This window comes from Bradyrhizobium sp. USDA 376 (assembly GCF_054063675.1).
The window spans coordinates 1,268,587-1,286,812 of sequence record NZ_JBSSGN010000001.1 but is presented as its reverse complement, the minus strand read 5'-3'; the positions used below and the strand labels follow the sequence as shown (position 1 = coordinate 1,286,812).

Here is an 18,226-nt window from a genome sequence, read left to right as displayed (position 1 = left end):
GTGTCAGCAGCAGGCCAGCGCGTTGACCGCCCGGGTCGCCGCATCTTCCTTCCCGGAGCCGACGAACTGGCAGACGATGGATGCGAGCTCTACCGGCTGCTTGTTGCGCGCAACGGCCAGCAGTCGCATCAACTCCGCCTCGTCCTTCGACAGGCGCTTGCAGGACGGCGGCATGAAGCAGAGCTCGCACGGCCGGCCGCTGCGCAGAACCCTGACCAGCGCAGCCGCGCGTGCGACCAGCAGCGGGCTGTCGGCAATGCCGGGCGCTTCGTCGGCAAAGCGATAGGCCGCCTCCCAGCAATCCGATGCGCCGGTCGCATAGGCCGCTCCGATGAAGCGGAACAGCGACAGCGCGACGCGGCAGAAATCATCATAGCCTTCGACGCTTCGAGGTGTCGAAAGCGCGGCTTGCAGCGGACAAAGCCGCGACGGACCTGCTTCCGAGGCCGCGGCAGAATCGCAAATGGTCTGCATGTCAACGATCTCGTCAATGCAAAGTGGGGCTGCCCACGAACCAGCTCTTCATCGCCATCGTCCGGTCATGGGCGCGTGACGAGACGTGCCGGTCAGGCAGGATGAGGCCGGCCATGCGGAAGATCGTTGCGAGTCCCCGCACCGGCGCCAGCGCCCAATCCGCGCCCACCGGCGGCAGCCAGCACTCGAACTGCTCGCGCGCGACATCGTCGCGCTCCTTCTGCGCGGCGGCGATCGCGCGCAGGATGCCGCACTCGCTCTCCGACATGCGCGGACAGGTGGGGCAGTGCACCTCGATTGCCGTATGCGCAGTGCAGGCGAAGATCTCGATGATGGATTCCAGCGACGGCACGGCGTCGCCGACGCGGAAATGGTCGTACACCTGCTGGATGTCGGCCGCCGTCGGAACGGCGCTGCCGCTTCGCGCCTTGGCACGAAATCCCCAGACGAAGAGCCGCTCCGCTGCGGTCAGTGCGGGCAGCTCGAGGGGCTTGGCGTATGTCGATTGATGCATGGAGCCTCTGGCCTCCGGCGGCGCGCAACGCTTCGGCTGGCGCTGATGATCTGCGCCGATCGTTCGGCCAGAGGCTCCGCCAAGTCAACGCTTCGAGGGGCGATGTCGAGGTCTTCTAGATTTGAACAGCTTGAATTTCCACACCGCCAGCCTCGCAAGCCCGCAGCATGCCGGCGGCCGGCCCTACGCAATCTTGCGGGTTTTCGGGAACCCGAATGCTTAAAGCTTTGCTAAGGGGCACGGGATAAACTTGCATATCAGCCTTCCAATTCTTGCGAGCCCCGATGATTTTCTCCCGTATCAGTTTCAAGCTGGTCCTCATTGTCGGCATCAGCCTAATCGGCATGATCGCGCTGGCGCCGATCGCGCTTTCGACCTTGCGCGCGCAGATGATCGCCGATCGTCAGGCCAAGACACAGCACATGGTGGACGTCGGCTACGGCATCCTGGCCCATTTCCAGAAGCTAGAGAGCGAAGGAAAGCCGCGCGAGCAGGCGCAGGCCGCCGCGATGGCCGAGATCAAGAGCCTCCGTTACGACAAGGTCGAGTATTTCTGGATCAACGACATGACCCCCAAAATGGTCATGCACCCGATCAAGCCCGAGCTCGACGGCAAGGATCTCTCCGGAATGAAGGATCCGGCCGGCAATGCGCTGTTCATGGGCTTCGTTGACGTCGTCAACAAGCAAGGCGCGGGCTTCTACGGCTATCTCTGGCCGAAGCCCGGCTTCGACCAGCCCGTTGGAAAAATCTCCTATGTGAAGGGCTTTGCGCCCTGGGGCTGGATCATCGGTACCGGCATCTATCTCGACGACGTCGACGCCGTCTTCCGTCAGAACGCGATGACGTTCGCCTACATCTGTCTGGCGGTGCTGGTCGTGGTCCTCGGCGCCTCGTTTGTGATCGGCCGCAGTGTCACAAAACCGCTTGCAAAAATTACCGCGCTGACCGAGCGCCTTGCCGCCGGCGACAGTGCGTTCGAGGTGCCGTACACGGATCGTCGCGACGAGGTCGGCGGGCTTGCCAAGGCGCTCGCCGTGTTCAAGGACAATGCGTCGGCGGTGCGGCAGATGCATGCCGAGCAGGACGAGCTGAAGCGCAAGGCGGATGACGAGAAGCGCCGGACGATGGCCGATCTCGCCGGCAAATTCGAGGCGAGCGTCCAGGCCGTCGTCCGCGACGTCTTCAACGAAGCGCGCGAGATGCAGCAGGCCGCGCAAGGCATGTCGGAGACCGCGAACAAGGCGACCGACCGTGCGAGCTTCGTGGCGACCGCTTGCCAGCAGGCCTCGGCCAACGTGCAGACGGTGGCGTCCGCCGCCGGCCAGCTGTCGTCCTCGATCACCGAGATCAGCCAGCGTGTCGCGCAGGCCGCGTCAGTGGCCGACAAGGCGGCCGCCGACGGCCAGCGCACCAACGATACCGTGCAGGGGCTGGCTGCGGCTGCGCACAAGATCGGCGAGGTCATCGACCTCATCAACCAGATCGCCTCGCAGACCAACCTGCTCGCACTCAACGCCACCATCGAGGCGGCGCGGGCGGGCGAGGCGGGCAAGGGCTTTGCGGTGGTCGCCAGCGAAGTGAAGTCGCTGGCGAGCCAGACCGCGAAGGCGACCGACGAGATCGGCGCGCAGATCACCGCGATCCAGGCCGAGACCAACCACGTGGTCGGCAACATCGAGAGCATCCGCAAGACCATCATGGAGGTCAACGAGATCTCCTCGTCGATCGCGGCTGCCGTCGAGGAACAGGGCGCCGCGACGCAGGCGATCGCGCACAGCGTGCAGGAGGCGGCATCGGGCACCGACCAGGTCTCCCAAAACATCTCCGGCGTCACCGACGCGACCGCCGAGACCGGCCAGGCCGCCGGCCTCGTGCTGCAATCGAGCGGTCGTCTGACGCAGAAGCTGCAATCCCTCCAGGACGAGGTCAGCACCTTCGTTGCGGGCGTGCGGGCGGCCTAGTACCCGGAATCAGAGCTGAGTGATACGGCGGCCTTTGAAACGGCGTTGACGGACCTTTTTCTTGGTCCAGACGAAGGGCTCGGCTCTGTCGTTGTATGCGTTGACGTAGGCATCGATGTGTTCCTGAAGCTGCTTGAGGCTCGTGAAGGAGGTGCCGCTGAGCGACTGCCCCTGCAAGATGGAAAACCATACTTCGACCTGATTGAGCCATGACGCACTTGTCGGCGTGAAATGAAATTGCACGTTGGGGTGGGCCTTGAGCCAGTCCTCGTTCTTTTTATGGGTGTTGAGGTTGTCGAGGATGACGTGAAGCTTGCGGTTCGGAAAAGTCGCGGTGACGCTGTTCATGAAATCGAGAAACTCGACGCGGCGCCGGCGTTTTGAATGGGTCGCGATGATCTTTCCGGTGGCGACTTCGAGCGCCGCAAACAATGTTGTGGTGCCATGCCGCTTGTAATCGTGGCTTTGGCCGGTTAAGGCGCGGCCATTGGGCAACTTCAGATAACCCTGCGCTCGCTCCAAAGCCTGGATCGAGGGCTTCTCGTCCACGCACAGCACAATGGCCTTCGCCGGCGGCGCGACATAGAGGCCGACAACATCGGCGGCTTTGGCCGTAAAGTTCGGGTCGTTGCTCTCGCACCAGGACTTGCGAGCCACCAGGTCAATCTTGTGGCTGCGCAGGAACCGCCAGACATATTGGACATCGACATCGCCCAGCGCCTCGGCCAGCAGGGGGCCGGTCCAGCGCGCAAACCCTTGCGGTGGCGGCTTATCCAGCAGCTTCAGAATCCGCTTGTCGGTCGTCTTCGTATAGATCGGCTGCTTGCCAGGCCGCGGCTTGTCTTGCAGCCCTTCAAGGCCATGGTCGGCATAGCGATGCCGCCAAAGGCTGACAATCCGCGGCTGGACCCCAACTTCCTTGGCGATCGACCGGGTGCTGCGCCCATCCGCCGCCAACAGAACTATCCGCGCCCGCTTCAAATCGCGCTGCAACGTCACCGGTGAGCGACAGCACGCCTCAAGCACCTTGCGATCTTTCCTCGAAAGGTGGACTTCTCTTGCTTCGGGTATCATCCCGACCTTGAATCACGACTCACGTTCCAAGAAAAGTGGGTACTAGTATAGCGGGAGGATGGGCCAAAACTCCGATCGGCGCGCGCGCATCCTCCTGATCAATCCGAACAGCAACGAGGCGACCACCGCGATGATGGTGGCGATCGCCAGGTCCGCTGCCGCCGATGGCTTCGGCATTGCCGGTGCCACGGCAACGCGTGCGCCCGCGATGATCGTCTCGGCGGATGCGCTGGAGGCGGCTGCGCCGGAGGTCGAGGAGATCGCGCGTGCCAACAGCTGTGAGTGCGACGGCATCATCGTGTCGGCATTCGGCGATCCCGGCCTTGCCGGGATCAAGGCCGCGATGAAGCTGCCGGCCGTCGGCATCGGCGAATCCGCGATGCTGGAGGCAGCCGAGAACGGTCGCCGGTTCGGCGTGGCGACCACGACGCCGCTGCTGAAAGCGGAGATCGACGCATTGCCTGATACGCTGGGGTTGCGTGCGCTCTATACCGGCACGCGCTTTGCCGACGGCGATCCGCAACAGCTCATGCGCGATCCGGCACAGCTGCGTGCGGTTCTCGCCGCTGCGGTCGAGGCCTGCATTGCGCAGGACGGGGCGGAAGCGGTGATCATCGGCGGCGGGCCGCTGGGTGAAGCGGCACGCGAGCTTCAGCCGATGTTCACCGTGCCGGTCGTCGCGCCGATCCCGTCTGCCGTGCGGCGGATCATTCGTCTCGTCACGGCGTAGCGTGATTTTTCCGCGCCGCGGCATCGGCCGTGCTGCGGAAAACTGTTTTCCTTGACATCAACTCTGCCGTGCTCGACCTGTAACAAGGTCGAGCCACGGCACGTTGCGTGCCGTCGCGAAAAGAACAAGCAGCACGGGACGGACGCCATGAGTGCAGGCCTGAGCGAAAAGGACTACCTCGCCGCCTTGCGCGGGTTGTGGGACAAGGCCTGGCCGAAGGGCATGCCGCGCTCGCCGAACTATGTGCACGGCGAAGTTCCCCTGACGGAATATCTGCGTGCCTGGGCGAAGCGCAGTCCGGATCGCCCTGCCGTGATCTTCTACGGGCATGTCACCACCTACGCCGATCTCGATCGGCAGAGCGATCGCTTTGCGGCGCTGTTGCAGGCGAAGGGCGTGCGCAAGGGCGATCGTGTCGCCGTCTTCCTGCCGAACTGTCCGCAATTCCACATCGTGTTCTTCGGCATCTTGAAGCTCGGCGCGGTCCACGTCCCCGTCAGCCCGCTGTCGCGCGCGTTCGAACTGTCCTACGGGCTCAACGACACCCAGGCCGAGGTGATCGTGGCGCTGGACCAGCTCATTCCCGTCGTCGAGCAGGTGAGGGCCGAGGTGAAGCTGCGCGAGGTCATCGTCACCAGCTTCGCCGATGTCGTCCCCACAACGCCCGCATTTCCGACGCCAGATTCAATCCGCACGCCGCGCGTTGCGGTCGCAGGTGCAACTGATCTGCTGCCGGCACTCGCCGCGATGTCGGCGCCGACGCCGCTGCCTCCGCCCGGTCTCGATGATGTCGCCGCGCTCAACTACACCGGCGGTACCACCGGCATGCCCAAGGGCTGCGTCCATACCCATCGCGACATGGTCTATACGGCGGCCGCCAATTACGGCATCTCGGTGCTGTCGGACGAGAGCAGCGTGTTCCTGTCGTTCTTCCCCGAATTCTGGATCGCGGGTGAGAATTTCGGCCTGATCTTCCCGCTGTTCTCCGGCGCGACGCTGGTCCTGCTCGCGCGATGGGACGCCGTCGGTGCCATGGCCGCGATCGACAAGTACAAGGTCACAATCACGGCAATGCCGGTCGACGGCGCAGTCGAGCTGATGGACCATCCGCGCTGGCGCGACTTCGACCTGTCGTCGCTGAAGCAGGTGCGCGTCGTCTCCTTCGTCAAAAAGCTCAACGCCGACTATCGCAAGCGCTGGAAGGACCTCACCGGCACGATCCTGATGGAGGCGGCCTGGGGCATGACGGAGACCCACACCTCCAACACGTTCACATCAGGTTTCCAGGACGACGATTTCGATCTCAACAACCAGCCGATCTTCGTCGGGCTGCCGGTCCCCGGCGCCGAGTTCAAGATCACCGATTTCGAGACCGGCGCGCTGTTGCCGCTCGGCGCGGAAGGCGAGATCCGCGTGCGCACGCCATCGCTGCTCAAGAGCTACTGGAACAAGCCGGAGGCGACCGCGGAGTCGCTGATCGATGGCTGGCTGCGCACCGGCGACATCGGCACCATCGACAAGGACGGCTTTCTGCATTTCCTCGGCCGCCGCAAGGAGATGCTCAAGGTCAAGGGCATGAGCGTATTCCCGCCGGAGATCGAGGCGCTGCTCGGGCAGCATCCGAAGGTGCTGGGCTCGGGCGTGGTCGGGCGCGACGATCCCGACAAGGGGCAGGTGCCGGTCGCCTATATCCAGCTCAAGCCGGAGGCGGTCGGCACCATCTCCGCGGCAGACCTGCGCGCCTGGTGCGCCGAGCGCATGGCCGTCTACAAGGTCCCGGAAGTGCGTATTATCGATGCCCTGCCGCTGACGGCGACGGGCAAGGTGAAGAAGCAGGACCTCAATCCGAATCTTCCTGCTGCTGTCTGAGTGAGAGAGACGATGTCGTTCAAAAAGCTCCTGATCGCCAATCGCGGCGAGATCGCCATCCGCATCGCGCGCGCGGCGGCTGACACCGGCATCGCGACGGTCGCGATCCATCCCGCCGACGACGCGCTGTCGCTGCATGTGCGTGTCGCCGACGAGGCGATCGAAATCCCCGGCCGCGGCGCGCGGGCCTATCTCGACATCGAGGCCGTGGTGAAGACTGCGAAGGCTGCCGGTTGCGATGCCGTGCATCCCGGCTATGGTTTTCTCAGCGAGAACGCAGCATTCGCAAAAGCCTGCGCCGACGCAGGCATCAGCTTCGTCGGGCCGAAGGCGTCCGCGCTCGAGCTGTTCGGCGACAAGGTCGCGGCCCGGCAATTGGCAAAGCGCTGCGGCGTGCCGATCATTGCCGGCACCAGCGGGCCTTCAAGCCTCGAGGAGATCACGGCATTCTTCAGCTCGCTCGGCAGCAATGCGGCGATCGTGATCAAGGCGATGGCTGGCGGCGGTGGCCGCGGCATGCGCGTCGTGGAGAACGCGTCCGATCTGGCCGAGGCCTATGCGCGCTGCCAGTCCGAGGCCAAGGCGGCGTTCGGCTTCGATGGTGTCTATGCCGAGCGGCTGATCCGGCAGGCGCGTCACATCGAGGTCCAGATCATCGGCGACCGCCATGGCGCCATCTCCCATCTCTGGGAGCGCGAATGCACCATCCAGCGCCGCCACCAGAAGCTGGTCGAGGTGGCGCCGAGCCCGTCGCTGAGCGATCCCCTGCGCGGCCGCATCATCGAGGCGGCGAAGCAGCTTGCGACGGCGGCCTCTTACGACAATCTCGGCACCTTCGAGTTCCTGGTCGACGGCACCGCCGAGGACAGCTTTGCCTTCATCGAGGCCAATCCGCGGCTCCAGGTCGAGCACACCGTGACGGAAGAGGTGCTCGGCTTCGACCTCGTCCGCGCCCAGCTCGCGGTCGCCGCGGGAGCTTCGTTGGCGTCCCTCGACCTCGCGCAAGGCTCGATCCCGAAGCCGCGCGGCTATGCCATGCAGCTTCGCGTCAACATGGAAACGCTGGACGAGACGGGCGCCACGCATCCGACCGGCGGCGTGCTTGCGGTGTTCGAGCCCCCGTCGGGGCCCGGCGTCCGCGTCGATAGCTTTGGCTATGCCGGCTACAAGACCAGCGCGGCTTTCGACTCGCTGCTCGCAAAGGTCATCGTGCATACGCCGGGTGAGGCCTGGCATGATGTTGTCGCAAAGGCATCGCGCGCCTTGCGCGAATTCCGGATCGACGGCGTCGTCACCAACATCGCCTTCCTCCAGGCCGTGCTGGCGCATCCCGATTTCAGGACCAACCGTATCGCGACCGACTTCATCGATCGCAACATCGCAAAACTCGTCGAGGCGGCGGATGGTGCGGCGAGGCCCCTCTACTTTGCGGCGACGGAGCACGGCGGCGGTCACGGCGCGGAAGCGCATATCGTGCAAGTCGTGCCCGAGGGCGCGGTGATGGTGGCAGCGCCGTTGCAGGGCACTATCGTCACCATCCAGGTCAAGGAAGGCGAGATCGTTCGCCCCGGCCAGCAGCTCGCCGTGATCGAGTCCATGAAGATGGAGCATCTGGTCATGGCCGAGCAGGGCGGCCGCGTCATGAAGCTCGTCGCCGGCGACGGCGCCACGCTGATGCATGGCGAGCCGATCATGTATCTGGAGCCACTCGACGTCGCTGCCGATAGCACGGCGGCGGAGGCCGACATCGACCTCAACCACATCCGTCCCGATCTTGCCGAGCTGATCGCGCGTCAGGCCAACACGCTCGACGAAAACCGCCCCGCCTCGGTCGAGCGCCGCCGCAACACCAACCAGCGCACCGCGCGCGAGAACGTCGCGCAGCTCGTCGACGACGGCTCGTTCATGGAGTACGGCAGCCTTGCGATCGCGGCGCAGCGGCGCCGGCGCAAGCTCGACGATCTCATCAAGAACACGCCGGCCGACGGCCTCGTCATGGGCGTCGCCACGGTGAATGCAGAGAAGTTTGGCCCTGAGGGCGCGCGCTGCATCGTCGTGGCCTACGACTACACCGTGCTCGCGGGCACGCAGGGCCACATGAACCACAAGAAAATCGATCGTATGCTGACGCTGGCGGAGGACTGGCGCGTGCCGCTGGTGTTCTACGCTGAGGGCGGCGGCGGCCGCCCCGGCGACACCGACCGGCTCGGCATGACCGGCCTCGACGGCCCGTCCTTCGTGCAATTCGCGCGGCTCTCCGGCCTCGTGCCTGTCATCGGCGTGGTCTCCGGCTATTGCTTCGCCGGCAATGCCGCGATGCTCGGCTGCTGCGACGTCATCATCGCCACCAAGAACGCCTCGATCGGTATGGGCGGCCCCGCCATGATCGAAGGCGGCGGGCTCGGCGTCTATCATCCGGCCGAGGTCGGCCCTGTTACGTTCCAGTCCCCGAACGGTGTCATCGACATCCTGGTCGAGGACGAGGAGGAGGCGACATCCGTCGCGCAAAAATATCTGTCCTATTTCCAGGGCACGGTGACGGGCTGGGAAGCCGCCGACCAGCGCCTGCTGCGCCGCGCCATCCCCGAGAACCGGCTGCGCGTCTACGACATCCGCAGCGTGATCGACCTCGTCGCGGACAGGGATTCCGTGCTGGAGCTGCGCCGCGACTACGGCGTCGGCATGATCACCGCGCTGATCCGCATCGAAGGAAAACCGTTCGGCCTGATCGCCAACAACCCGCGCCATCTCGGCGGCGCGATCGATGCCGATGCCGGCGACAAGGCCGCGCGCTTCCTCCAGCTTTGTGACGCCTTCGATCTGCCGATCGTCTCGCTCTGCGATACGCCCGGCTTCATGGTTGGCCCCGAAGCCGAGAAGACCGCGATCGTCCGCCACGTCTCGCGCATGTTCGTCACAGGCGCGAGCCTCACCGTGCCGCTGTTCGGCATCGTGCTGCGCAAGGGCTACGGGCTCGGGGCGCAATCGATGATCGGCGGCGGCTTCCACGCCTCGTTCTTCACCGCGGCCTGGCCGACCGGCGAGTTCGGCGGCATGGGCCTGGAGGGCTATGTCCGCCTCGGCTTCCGCAAGGAGATGGAGGGGATCGCCGATCCCGAGGAGCGCGAGACCTATTATCGCAACAAGGTCGCCGAGCTCTATGCCAACGGCAAGGCCGTCTCGATCGCCTCGGTGTTCGAGATCGACAACGTCATCGACCCCGCCGAGACGCGGCGGTGGATCATGGCGGGGCTTAGGTCGGTGCCGAAGCCGTCTGCGAGGACGGCGAAGAAGCGGCCCTGCATCGATACGTGGTGAGGGCGGTGCAGCAATTTTGATGATGCCGTCATTCCGGGGCGCGCGCAGCGCGAACCCGGAATGACAACTTGAGGCAGCGCGCCGAGCCTGCGTCCCGGTTCCCGATTGACATCCCCACCCGTGGTGCCAGACTTTGCACAATAATACAGGGTGGAGACGTCCGCGATGGCCAGCCTCACGGCCTCGAACCATGTCGCCCGTGTCTTGTCCGTCGCCAATCAGGTTACTGACCGCTTGGCCGACGTCGATGCCTCTTCGCGGATCGCCAATTCCTGGCGGCGCTGCCTGATCAGCCACAAGCTCGATCCCGCCCGCCTGGGTCCGCCGCAGACGCTGACCGAAGCCGAGATCCGTCACGTCGCCGAACCCATGGAGGAGACGATCAGGCTCGCCACGCCCGAGCTCGACGATCTCGCCCGGGTGCTGCGCGACGCCGGCTATTGCGTCAATCTCGCGGATGCGAACGCGACCATGCTGTTCAGCCGCCTGCCGGGCGAAGCCGACGCAAGGATGTTTCTGGACTGGAAGATCTACACCGGCTCGAACTTCGCCGAGACGTTTGAGGGCACCAACGGGCTCGGCACCGCGCTCGCCGATCAGAAGCCGATCCTGGTGCATCGCGACGAGCATTTTCGCGCGCAATGGCACATGTTCTCCTGCGCGGTGGCGCCACTGTTCGACCAGGCCGGGCGGCTCGCCGGTGCCGTGAACATCACCTCCTGCCGCGAGGATCTCGAGCGCGCTGCGCATCAGCTCGCGCTTGCGGTGACGATGGAGGCGACGCGGCGGATGGAGGGCGCGATCTTCCGCGGCCATTTCCGCAATGCCTGGATCGCGACCGTGCCAGGGGACGGCGGCAGCGGCCTCATCGCCTATGACGACGACCGCCGCATCGTCGGCGCCTGTCGCTCTGCGCGCGCGCTGCTCGGCCTCACCGATGGCATCATCGCCTCCGGCATCGATCTGTCGCGCTACATCAAGTTCGATCATGCCGCGCGCGGTGCCGGCGAGATGGTCGAGCTGCGCCGTGCCGACGGCAGTCCGTTGGGCCAGGGCCATGTTGCGCCGCCGCTGCGTGCAAAGTCGCAGGCGCCGCGCCGCGATGTACTCGCCGACCGTTTCGACGCGTTGCATCGGCTCGCCGGCCGCGATCCCGGCCTGATCAGAAGCGTAAAGCGGCTCCGAAGCATCGGCGATCACAATCTGCCGGTGCTGCTGCATGGCGAGACCGGCGTCGGCAAGGATGTCTTTGCGCGCGCCATTCACGCGGCCAGCAATCGCGCGCGCAACAATTATGTCGCGCTGAACTGCGCGGCGATGCCGGAGAGCCTGATCGATGCCGAGCTGTTCGGCTATGAGGCCGGCGCCTTCACCGGCGCGCGGCGCGAGGGCTCCAAGGGCCTGATCGTACAGGCCGACGGCGGTACGCTGTTCCTCGACGAGATCGGCGACATGCCGATCGCGCTGCAGACGCGCCTGTTGCGCGTTCTGGAAAACCGCGAGGTCTGGCCGCTCGGTGCGCTCAAGCCTGTAGCGGTCGACATTCGCCTGATCAGCGCCACCCATCGCGATCTCGGCCGCATGGCGGAAGAGGGCACCTTCCGCGCCGACCTCTATTTCCGCCTGCGCGGCATGGAGGTGCACCTGCCGGCGTTGCGCGAGCGCGCCGACCGCGACGACATCATCCGCCAGATCGCGCGCGAGGAGGCGCCGAATTGCCGCCTCTCGGACGAAGCCTGGGCGCTGCTCTCGGCCTATCCCTATCCCGGCAACATGCGCCAACTCCGTCACGTGCTGCGGCTCGCCGGCTGCACGGCGGAGGATGGTGTCATCACGGATGCAGACCTTGATCTGCCACCGTTTGGTGGGCGGGCCGCGGAGCCCGATCTCGAAGCGGCCGAGCGGGCGACGATCGTCGAGGCCTTGCGCAAGCACAGTGGTCGCGTCACCGAGGCAGCGCGCGCACTGAAACTCAGTCGCGCCACGCTCTATCGCAAGATCAAGCAATTGAAGATCTCATTCTAGCGCGCTCGCGGGTTCCAGGCGGAACCCGGACGTTGCCCGGCTCCTGCTCGACTCTCGTGGATCAGTCGGCAAACGTGTCGCCGCGAACATATATTCCCGAGAGCGCGAGAGAGGAGAGCATTCGATGGAGGAGATCGAAGTCTTCCTGGCTGTCGTCGAGGCCGGCAGCCAGACGGCCGCTGCGCGGCAATTGGGGCGGTCGCTGCAATCGGTGAACCGCGCGCTGGCCGCGCTGGAGCAGAGCGTCGGTGTCGAGCTGGTTCGCCGGACCACGCGGCAGTCGGTGGCGACCGAAGCGGGACTGGCATTCTATCGCCGCGTCAAACCGGCCTTTGCGGAAATCGCCGAAGCGCGGCTCGAGGCTGCAAACCGGCGCATCGAGCCGTCGGGGCTGCTCAAGGTCGCAGCACCGGTCCTGTTCGGATCGACCCATGTGGTGCCCGTGATCGCCGAGTTCATGGCGCGCTTCCCGCAGATCGAAGTCGACGTCAACATGTCCGACCGGCCTGTCGATGTCGTCGGCGATGGCTTTGATCTCGCCGTGCGGATCAGGGAATTGCCGGACTCGTCGTTGAAGACCCGGCGGCTGGGCGAGCTGCGCACGGTCGTCTACGGCGCGCCCGACTATTTTGCGCGTCATGGCCACCCGCATCATCCGAACGATCTCGCCAGGCATCAATGCATCCTGCGCAGGACCGGTCGCGGCGAAGTGGACACATGGCGCTTTCAGATCGACGGCAGCGCGGCGATCGTGCAGGTGAACGGCCGCTTTCACACCGACAATATGACGGCTGCGCATGCCGCCGCTCGTCATGGCCTCGGTGTCGGATACGGTCCGTTCTGGCAGATCCGCGATCTCGTCGATCAGGGCGCGCTCGAAATCGTGCTGGAGGCGTTCGAGGCACCGCGGACGCCCGTGCGCGCCGTGTTTCCGCCAAGCGCGATACCGCCGGCCAAGACGCACCTCTTCGTCGACCTGCTGGCGGAGAGATTGAAGCACGAGCGGCTTTGAGCGGGCACGCGGGAACGCATTCTCTCGATTGGCGGGAATGTCTATCCCGCGATGCGCCGGTTGTCCCGGCAGGCAGTCGATCGCAGCTTGAGTGCAGGGGCCCATCCGCCCGGCGAGGGCGCAGAGGACTGCACCATGACTCCCAACCGACGGACACTCTTGCACGCGGGCGTCAGCGTCACGGCGACGCTGGCTTCGGCCACCTTTGCGGGACAATCGCCGGGCTCGCGCGATCCGCGACCGCCCAAGGCTTTGCTTGCGGATGACGCGGAATCCCGCGCGGCCGCGGCGCAGGATTTTGGCCATATCATTCAGAGGCAGCCGCGGGCCGTCTGCAAGCCCAGGTCGAGCGCCGAGATCGCCGACATCCTGCGCTGGGCAAGGGAACAGGGGCTGAGGGTTGCAGCGCGCGGGCAGGGGCATGCCACCTACGGCCGGGCCATGGCCGAAGGTGGCATCGTGATGGACCTCGCCGCGCTCACGGCGATCCACCGCATCGAACCCGACCGTGTCGTGGTCGATGCCGGCGCGACGTGGCACGCGGTACTGGAGGCAACGCTGGCCAAAGGGCTCGCGCCACCGGTGCTGACCAACTACCTCGGCCTGTCCGTTGGCGGCACGCTTGCCGTCGGCGGAATTGGCGGGTCGTCGTCCCGGCGCGGGTTCCAGACCGACCAGGTTCTGGAGCTCGATGTCGTCACCGGCGAGGGCGTGGAGCTGACCTGCTCGCCGACCGCGCATGCCGAACTGTTCGACGCCGTTCGCGCCGGGCTGGCGCAATGCGCGATCATCTCCCGAGCAACGCTTCGATTGATGCGCGCGCCCGAACGTGTCAGGCGTTATCTGCTGTCCTATCCCGATCTCGCTTCACTGACCGCGGATCAGCGGCGCGCGCTCGACGAGGCGCGCTTCGACCAGTTGCAGGGCGCTGTCGTGCCCGACGGCGCCGGCGGCTGGCGCTACCAACTGGAGGCTGGTGTGTTCTACGACAGCAGCACGCCTCCCGACGATGAGGCTCTGCTTGCAGGCCTGGCAAAGCACGAGACCGTCTCCGACCTTGCCTTCGGTGATGACGCCAATGCATTTGCCAAGCTCGAAAAGCTGCTGCGATCGAATGGCCAGTGGCTCAATCCGCATCCCTGGCTCCTGACCTTTTTACGCGGCAGCACCGCGCTGGAGATCGCGAGCGAGGTCATTGCCGGGTTGAACAGTGATGATCTCGGTCCGCTCGGGCGGATCACTTACTATCCGATGTTCACGGATAGCTGCCGCACGCCCCTGCTTCGGCTGCCCGACGAACGCGTCGTGTTTCCGTTCAATCTCATCCGCATCCCGGCATCGGCGGACAAGGCGAATGCGGACCGGCAGGTCGCGTGCAATCGCGCTATTTACGATCGCATTCGCGGCGCAGGCGGGATGCTGTACCCGGTAAGCGCGCTTGCCATGTCGGGACAGGATTGGACCGATCACTTCGGCACGAGATGGCCACAGCTGCGCGAAGCCAGGCGCCGTCACGATCCGGCCGGCATCCTCACGCCTGGTTACAATGTGTTCTAGATCTCTCCGCGGATCCGGAATCGTAGGGTGGGCAAAGGCGCATTTGCGCCGTGCCCACCATCGATCCAACACGGCAACAGAAGTGGTGGGCACGCTTCGCTTTGCCCACCCTACGATATCTGTAGTCGTGGATAGCTTGCGCCGCGGCTCTTACGAAAAATCCGTCCAGCTCAGATGCCTTGCATCGAGGTCGCCGAGCGCGACCGTCTCCCGCATCTCCTGCGGCGTGTGAAAATGGCCGCGCAGATAGACCAAGGGCTTGGCGGCATCCGCATGCGACACGGCGCGGACCTCGCCGACGAAGATCGAATGCGTCCTGGTCTCGAACTCCTGCGCGAGCACGCAGTCGAACGCGGCGACAGCATCCGTCAGCACCGGTGCGCCTGTAGCTCCTCGTGTCCACTGCCCGAACGCGAAGCGATCATCGCCGTTGACGCCCTTCTGGCCGCTGAAGGTCAGCGCCAGCATCGCGTGCTCCTCGTGCAGGAAATTGATCGCAAAGGCGCCTTCCTCGCGGATGCGCGCATGGGCGCTGGCGTTGCGGTTGACGCAGACGATCAGCGAGGGCGGATTGTCTGACAGCGAGCAGGCCGACGTCACCGTGAGCCCCGTGCGCTTGCCGTGCTCGGCGCCGACCGTGACCAGCGCCACGGCGCCGGCGCATTGGCGCATCGCCTGCTTGAAATCCTTTGCGTCCACCGACACGCGGAAATCTCCCAAATGAATGCGGGTGCGACACGATCGCGCCGCACCCGTATCGGGTCAAGCCGCCTTCTTCGCGGAGCCGAGATGCGTCAAACGCGGCATCACCTCGTTCTTCAGCAGCGAGAGCGAGTGGTGCCAGGCCTCGGCCTTGTGCTTGTAGTCGAAGCCGAACACCAGCAGCACGCCGAAACCGCCGACTTCGTCGTAGATTTTCTCGATCTTCTCGGCGACCGTCGCCGGCGAGCCGACGATCCAGTTCCGCTTGGCGCAATATTCGACCGTGACGTCGCTGTCGGGCACGTCAGGCGCGTGCTTCAGATAATCCTTGAAGCCGAAATGGCCGAGCAGCGGCAGGAAGTACTCGTGCATCATCCGGCCCATCATGTCGCCGGTCGACAGCTTCCAGGCCTCCTCGTCGGTGTCGGCGACGAACACCTCGCGCACCAGCCGCCAGTCCTGCCGGTTCGGCTTGCGACCGGTCTTGGCCGCGCCGATCTCGACCGAGTCCCAATGGCTGCCGACATAGGCCGGATTGAGGTTGAGGCTCATCGGGATGAAGCCGCGCTCGCCGGCGAGCTTCAGGGTGTCCGAGTTCTTCGACAGACCCGCAACGCCGATCGGCGGATGCGGCGCCTGCAGCGGCTTGATGTGGGGCTTGAGGAAGTCGAACATCGTGTCCGGCTTGGTCACCGTCCAGAATTTTCCCTTGTAGGTGAAGGGCGCAGGATCGGACCAAAGCTTCAGGATGATCTCCAGCGCCTCGCGCGTCATGTCGCGGTTCTGGCCACTCATGCCGTCGACGTTGAACATCGCCCAGTCGCTCGGCAGCCCCGACGCCGCGACGCCGAAATTGAGTCGGCCCTCGGACATGTGGTCGAGCATCGCGACGCGGTTGGCGAGCTCGGCCGGGTGATGATAGGGCAAGAGGAAGCCGCCCGGCCCGATGCGCAGGCGCTCGGTCTGCATCAGCGCCTGTGCGATCAGCAGGTCCGGTGTGGGATTGGGTTCCCAGGGGGCGGTGTGGTGCTCGCCGACCCAGGCCTCCTGGTAGCCGAGCTCGTCGAGCCAGCGCATCACCTGCAGGTCCCAGTCGTTTCCTTCCTTCAGGCCGCACTCCGGCGGATGCGAAGGCATCGTGAAATAGCCGATCTCCATGGGGTTTCCTCTCCATAATTGACGCGTCTTGTTGCGCGGTTCACGGATGTAAGTGGAAACGCTTGAGCAAGCGGTGTGCCAGGGTGCCTCGCGCCTCAGACCTGCGAGAAAAGGCTGGTTTGCGGCCGCAATAGCCGATATCCCCGGGGCAGATTTCCAAGGCGCCGTCTCATTGTCGCGAGACGGCGTCTTGCCGGTGAGACGAGGATATGATGACCGAACCCGCCTATGTTGCGGTGGACTGGGGCACCAGCAGTTTTCGCCTGTGGCTGGTTGATCGCTCCGGCCAGGTGCTGGCGGAGCGCCGCAGCGGCGAGGGCATGCTGGCCGCGGCCAAGGTTGGCTTCGCTGCCGTGCTGCAATCGCATCTTGCCGCGGTCGAGGCGCCAGCCGATCTGCCCGTTCTCGTTTGCGGCATGGCCGGCGCCAGGAACGGCTGGGTCGAGGCCGGTTATGTCGACACGCCGGCCCCGCTCGCCGCCATTCTCAAGCAGGCCGCGCGCGTCCCGGGCGAGACGCGCGACATCCGCGTCCTGCCCGGCATTGCGCAGCGCGACGCGAGCGCGCCGGATGTGATGCGCGGCGAGGAGACGCAATTGCTTGGCGCGCTCGGTCTTCAGGCTGCTGGCGAAGCGCTGGTCTGCATGCCTGGCACGCATTCGAAATGGGTGCGCGTGACTGATGGCACGGTCGTGCGGTTTTCCACCTTCATGACCGGCGAGCTCTTCAGCGTGGTCTCGCGCGAGACCATCCTGTCGCTCGCGATTGCCAATGCTGATGACGCCGACGACGTTGCGAGCTTCAAGACGGCTGTGAAAGCTGCGTTTGAGGCACCGGCCTTCGCGGCCAATCTCCTCTTCGGCGCGCGGGCACGGCAGCTGCTGTTCGGTGGCACGCCGGCTGCGGCACGCGAAACGTTGTCGGGCACGCTGATCGGCGCCGAGCTCGCGGCGGGGCTTTCCGGCACTGTGCCGAAAGCCGGCATCACGCTGATTGCCTCAGGTCGTCTGGCAACGCTGTACCGGCACGCCTTCGACGCCTTGTCGGTGACCGTGCAGCCGATCGATGCGGATGAAGCGGTCCGCCGTGGCCTGTCGATGGCAGCTGCGGCGATCTGGACGAAGTAGAAGGACTTTTGAGATGAGCGTTCCCTTTCCGCCGATGCAGCGCCCGCTGGTCGCGATCCTCCGCGGCGTCAAGCCCGAAGAGACCGAGGCCATCGTCAGCGTGCTGATCGAGGCCGGCATGACCGCGATCGAGATCCCCTTGAACTCGCCCGATCCGTTCCGCTCGATCGGGCTTGCCGTGAAGCTCGCACCCGCCGGCGTGCTGATCGGCGCCGGCACGGTGCTGACCGCCGCAGACGCCGATCGTCTCAACGATGTCGGCGGCAAGCTGATGGTCTCGCCGAATGTCGACACCGAGGTGCTGGCGCGCGCGCATCAGCACGGCATGGTGACGTTGCCGGGCGTGTTCTCGCCGACCGAGGCGCTGCTCGCGGCGCGCTCCGGCGCATCGGGCCTGAAATTCTTTCCGGCGAGTGTGCTCGGTGCCTCCGGCATCGCCGCGATCCGCGCCGTGTTGCCCGCGGGCGTGATGATTGCCGCCGTCGGCGGCGTCTCCGACCAGAACTTTGCCGAGTACATCAAGGGTGGTGTGACGGCGTTCGGGCTCGGCTCCAGCCTCTACAAGCCCGGCATGTCGGCGGCCGATGTCGCAGCGCGCGCAAAGGCGACGATCACGGCCTACGATCGGGCGATTGCGAAAGACTGATCGGGCAATAAACAAGCCGTGATGGCGTCACGGTCGCGCGTTATCCTATCTTGCTC

General features: G+C 65.4%; 14 protein-coding genes. 9 read left to right on the top strand and 5 right to left on the bottom strand.

The window, feature by feature from the left end; all coding sequences use genetic code 11:
• Window positions 1-3: 3 nt before the first annotated feature.
• Complete coding sequence (locus tag ACVJ19_RS05875) at window positions 4-474, bottom strand: hypothetical protein (protein WP_453949847.1); 471 nt, start codon at window positions 472-474, stop codon at window positions 4-6.
• A 13-nt stretch (window positions 475-487) separates the two neighbouring features.
• Window positions 488-988, bottom strand: a complete 501-nt coding sequence (locus ACVJ19_RS05870) for a hypothetical protein (RefSeq protein WP_453949848.1) — start codon at window positions 986-988, stop codon at window positions 488-490.
• Window positions 989-1,272: 284 nt separating this feature from the next.
• Between ACVJ19_RS05870 and ACVJ19_RS05865 the strand changes: the two genes are divergently transcribed.
• Window positions 1,273-2,952 (top strand): methyl-accepting chemotaxis protein, encoded by a 1,680-nt coding sequence (locus ACVJ19_RS05865; protein ID WP_453949849.1) that lies wholly within the window; start codon window positions 1,273-1,275, stop codon window positions 2,950-2,952.
• A 9-nt stretch (window positions 2,953-2,961) separates the two neighbouring features.
• Here ACVJ19_RS05865 and ACVJ19_RS05860 read toward each other — a convergent pair whose 3' ends face one another.
• The gene (locus ACVJ19_RS05860) at window positions 2,962-4,026 is read right to left on the bottom strand and encodes an IS630-like element ISRj1 family transposase (protein ID WP_011084514.1); all 1,065 of its coding nucleotides are present in this window, start codon (window positions 4,024-4,026) and stop codon (window positions 2,962-2,964) included.
• 58 nt (window positions 4,027-4,084) lie between these two features.
• Here ACVJ19_RS05860 and ACVJ19_RS05855 point away from each other — a divergent pair, with 58 nt between their 5' ends.
• From ACVJ19_RS05855 to ACVJ19_RS05830, 6 genes are all read left to right on the top strand, one after another.
• Window positions 4,085-4,756 carry an aspartate/glutamate racemase family protein gene (locus tag ACVJ19_RS05855; protein ID WP_453949850.1) on the top strand — a complete coding sequence of 224 codons (672 nt, stop codon included), beginning with the start codon at window positions 4,085-4,087 and terminating at the stop codon, window positions 4,754-4,756.
• A 147-nt stretch (window positions 4,757-4,903) separates the two neighbouring features.
• Window positions 4,904-6,625: an AMP-binding protein gene (locus tag ACVJ19_RS05850; RefSeq protein WP_453949851.1), complete on the top strand. Its 1,722-nt coding sequence runs from the start codon at window positions 4,904-4,906 to the stop codon at window positions 6,623-6,625.
• 12 nt (window positions 6,626-6,637) lie between these two features.
• Window positions 6,638-9,943 carry a carboxyl transferase domain-containing protein gene (locus ACVJ19_RS05845; RefSeq protein WP_453949852.1) on the top strand — a complete coding sequence of 1,102 codons (3,306 nt, stop codon included), beginning with the start codon at window positions 6,638-6,640 and terminating at the stop codon, window positions 9,941-9,943.
• 165 nt (window positions 9,944-10,108) lie between these two features.
• Window positions 10,109-11,968, top strand: a complete 1,860-nt coding sequence (locus tag ACVJ19_RS05840; RefSeq protein WP_453949853.1) for a sigma-54-dependent Fis family transcriptional regulator — start codon at window positions 10,109-10,111, stop codon at window positions 11,966-11,968.
• 124 nt (window positions 11,969-12,092) lie between these two features.
• On the top strand, window positions 12,093-12,980 hold the full coding sequence (locus ACVJ19_RS05835) for a LysR family transcriptional regulator (protein WP_453949854.1): 888 nt from the start codon (window positions 12,093-12,095) through the stop codon (window positions 12,978-12,980).
• Between the two features lie 51 nt (window positions 12,981-13,031).
• Window positions 13,032-14,537 (top strand): FAD-binding protein, encoded by a 1,506-nt coding sequence (locus ACVJ19_RS05830; RefSeq protein ID WP_456739358.1) that lies wholly within the window; start codon window positions 13,032-13,034, stop codon window positions 14,535-14,537.
• Window positions 14,538-14,687: 150 nt separating this feature from the next.
• Here the strand turns inward: ACVJ19_RS05830 and ACVJ19_RS05825 are convergent, their stop codons facing one another.
• The gene (locus ACVJ19_RS05825) at window positions 14,688-15,242 is read right to left on the bottom strand and encodes a flavin reductase family protein (protein WP_453949857.1); all 555 of its coding nucleotides are present in this window, start codon (window positions 15,240-15,242) and stop codon (window positions 14,688-14,690) included.
• Between the two features lie 57 nt (window positions 15,243-15,299).
• Window positions 15,300-16,397, bottom strand: coding sequence for an LLM class flavin-dependent oxidoreductase (locus ACVJ19_RS05820; RefSeq protein ID WP_453949858.1), 1,098 nt, complete (start codon window positions 16,395-16,397; stop codon window positions 15,300-15,302).
• A gap of 212 nt (window positions 16,398-16,609) precedes the next feature.
• On the opposite strand from ACVJ19_RS05820, the gene ACVJ19_RS05815 reads away from it, so the two are divergent.
• Both ACVJ19_RS05815 and ACVJ19_RS05810 read left to right on the top strand, forming a co-directional pair.
• On the top strand, window positions 16,610-17,524 hold the full coding sequence (locus ACVJ19_RS05815; RefSeq protein ID WP_453955137.1) for a 2-dehydro-3-deoxygalactonokinase: 915 nt from the start codon (window positions 16,610-16,612) through the stop codon (window positions 17,522-17,524).
• Between the two features lie 13 nt (window positions 17,525-17,537).
• A complete protein-coding gene (locus ACVJ19_RS05810) occupies window positions 17,538-18,170 on the top strand; it encodes a 2-dehydro-3-deoxy-6-phosphogalactonate aldolase (protein WP_453949859.1) in 633 nt (210 codons plus the stop codon).
• The last annotated feature ends 56 nt before the right edge of the window (window positions 18,171-18,226 follow it).

What these genes read in the sequence shown, in the direction of transcription:
- ACVJ19_RS05815 (WP_453955137.1), top strand. Translation starts at nt 16,610, where the DNA reads ATGACCGAACCCGCCTATGTTGCGGTGGACTGGGGCACCAGCAGTTTT.
- ACVJ19_RS05860 (WP_011084514.1), bottom strand. Translation starts at nt 4,026, where the DNA reads ATGATACCCGAAGCAAGAGAAGTCCACCTTTCGAGGAAAGATCGCAAG.
- ACVJ19_RS05870 (WP_453949848.1), bottom strand. Translation starts at nt 988, where the DNA reads ATGCATCAATCGACATACGCCAAGCCCCTCGAGCTGCCCGCACTGACC.
- ACVJ19_RS05855 (WP_453949850.1), top strand. Translation starts at nt 4,085, where the DNA reads ATGGGCCAAAACTCCGATCGGCGCGCGCGCATCCTCCTGATCAATCCG.
- ACVJ19_RS05865 (WP_453949849.1), top strand. Translation starts at nt 1,273, where the DNA reads ATGATTTTCTCCCGTATCAGTTTCAAGCTGGTCCTCATTGTCGGCATC.
- ACVJ19_RS05835 (WP_453949854.1), top strand. Translation starts at nt 12,093, where the DNA reads ATGGAGGAGATCGAAGTCTTCCTGGCTGTCGTCGAGGCCGGCAGCCAG.
- ACVJ19_RS05810 (WP_453949859.1), top strand. Translation starts at nt 17,538, where the DNA reads ATGAGCGTTCCCTTTCCGCCGATGCAGCGCCCGCTGGTCGCGATCCTC.
- ACVJ19_RS05840 (WP_453949853.1), top strand. Translation starts at nt 10,109, where the DNA reads ATGGCCAGCCTCACGGCCTCGAACCATGTCGCCCGTGTCTTGTCCGTC.
- ACVJ19_RS05875 (WP_453949847.1), bottom strand. Translation starts at nt 474, where the DNA reads ATGCAGACCATTTGCGATTCTGCCGCGGCCTCGGAAGCAGGTCCGTCG.
- ACVJ19_RS05830 (WP_456739358.1), top strand. Translation starts at nt 13,032, where the DNA reads ATGCGCCGGTTGTCCCGGCAGGCAGTCGATCGCAGCTTGAGTGCAGGG.
- ACVJ19_RS05850 (WP_453949851.1), top strand. Translation starts at nt 4,904, where the DNA reads ATGAGTGCAGGCCTGAGCGAAAAGGACTACCTCGCCGCCTTGCGCGGG.
- ACVJ19_RS05845 (WP_453949852.1), top strand. Translation starts at nt 6,638, where the DNA reads ATGTCGTTCAAAAAGCTCCTGATCGCCAATCGCGGCGAGATCGCCATC.
- ACVJ19_RS05820 (WP_453949858.1), bottom strand. Translation starts at nt 16,397, where the DNA reads ATGGAGATCGGCTATTTCACGATGCCTTCGCATCCGCCGGAGTGCGGC.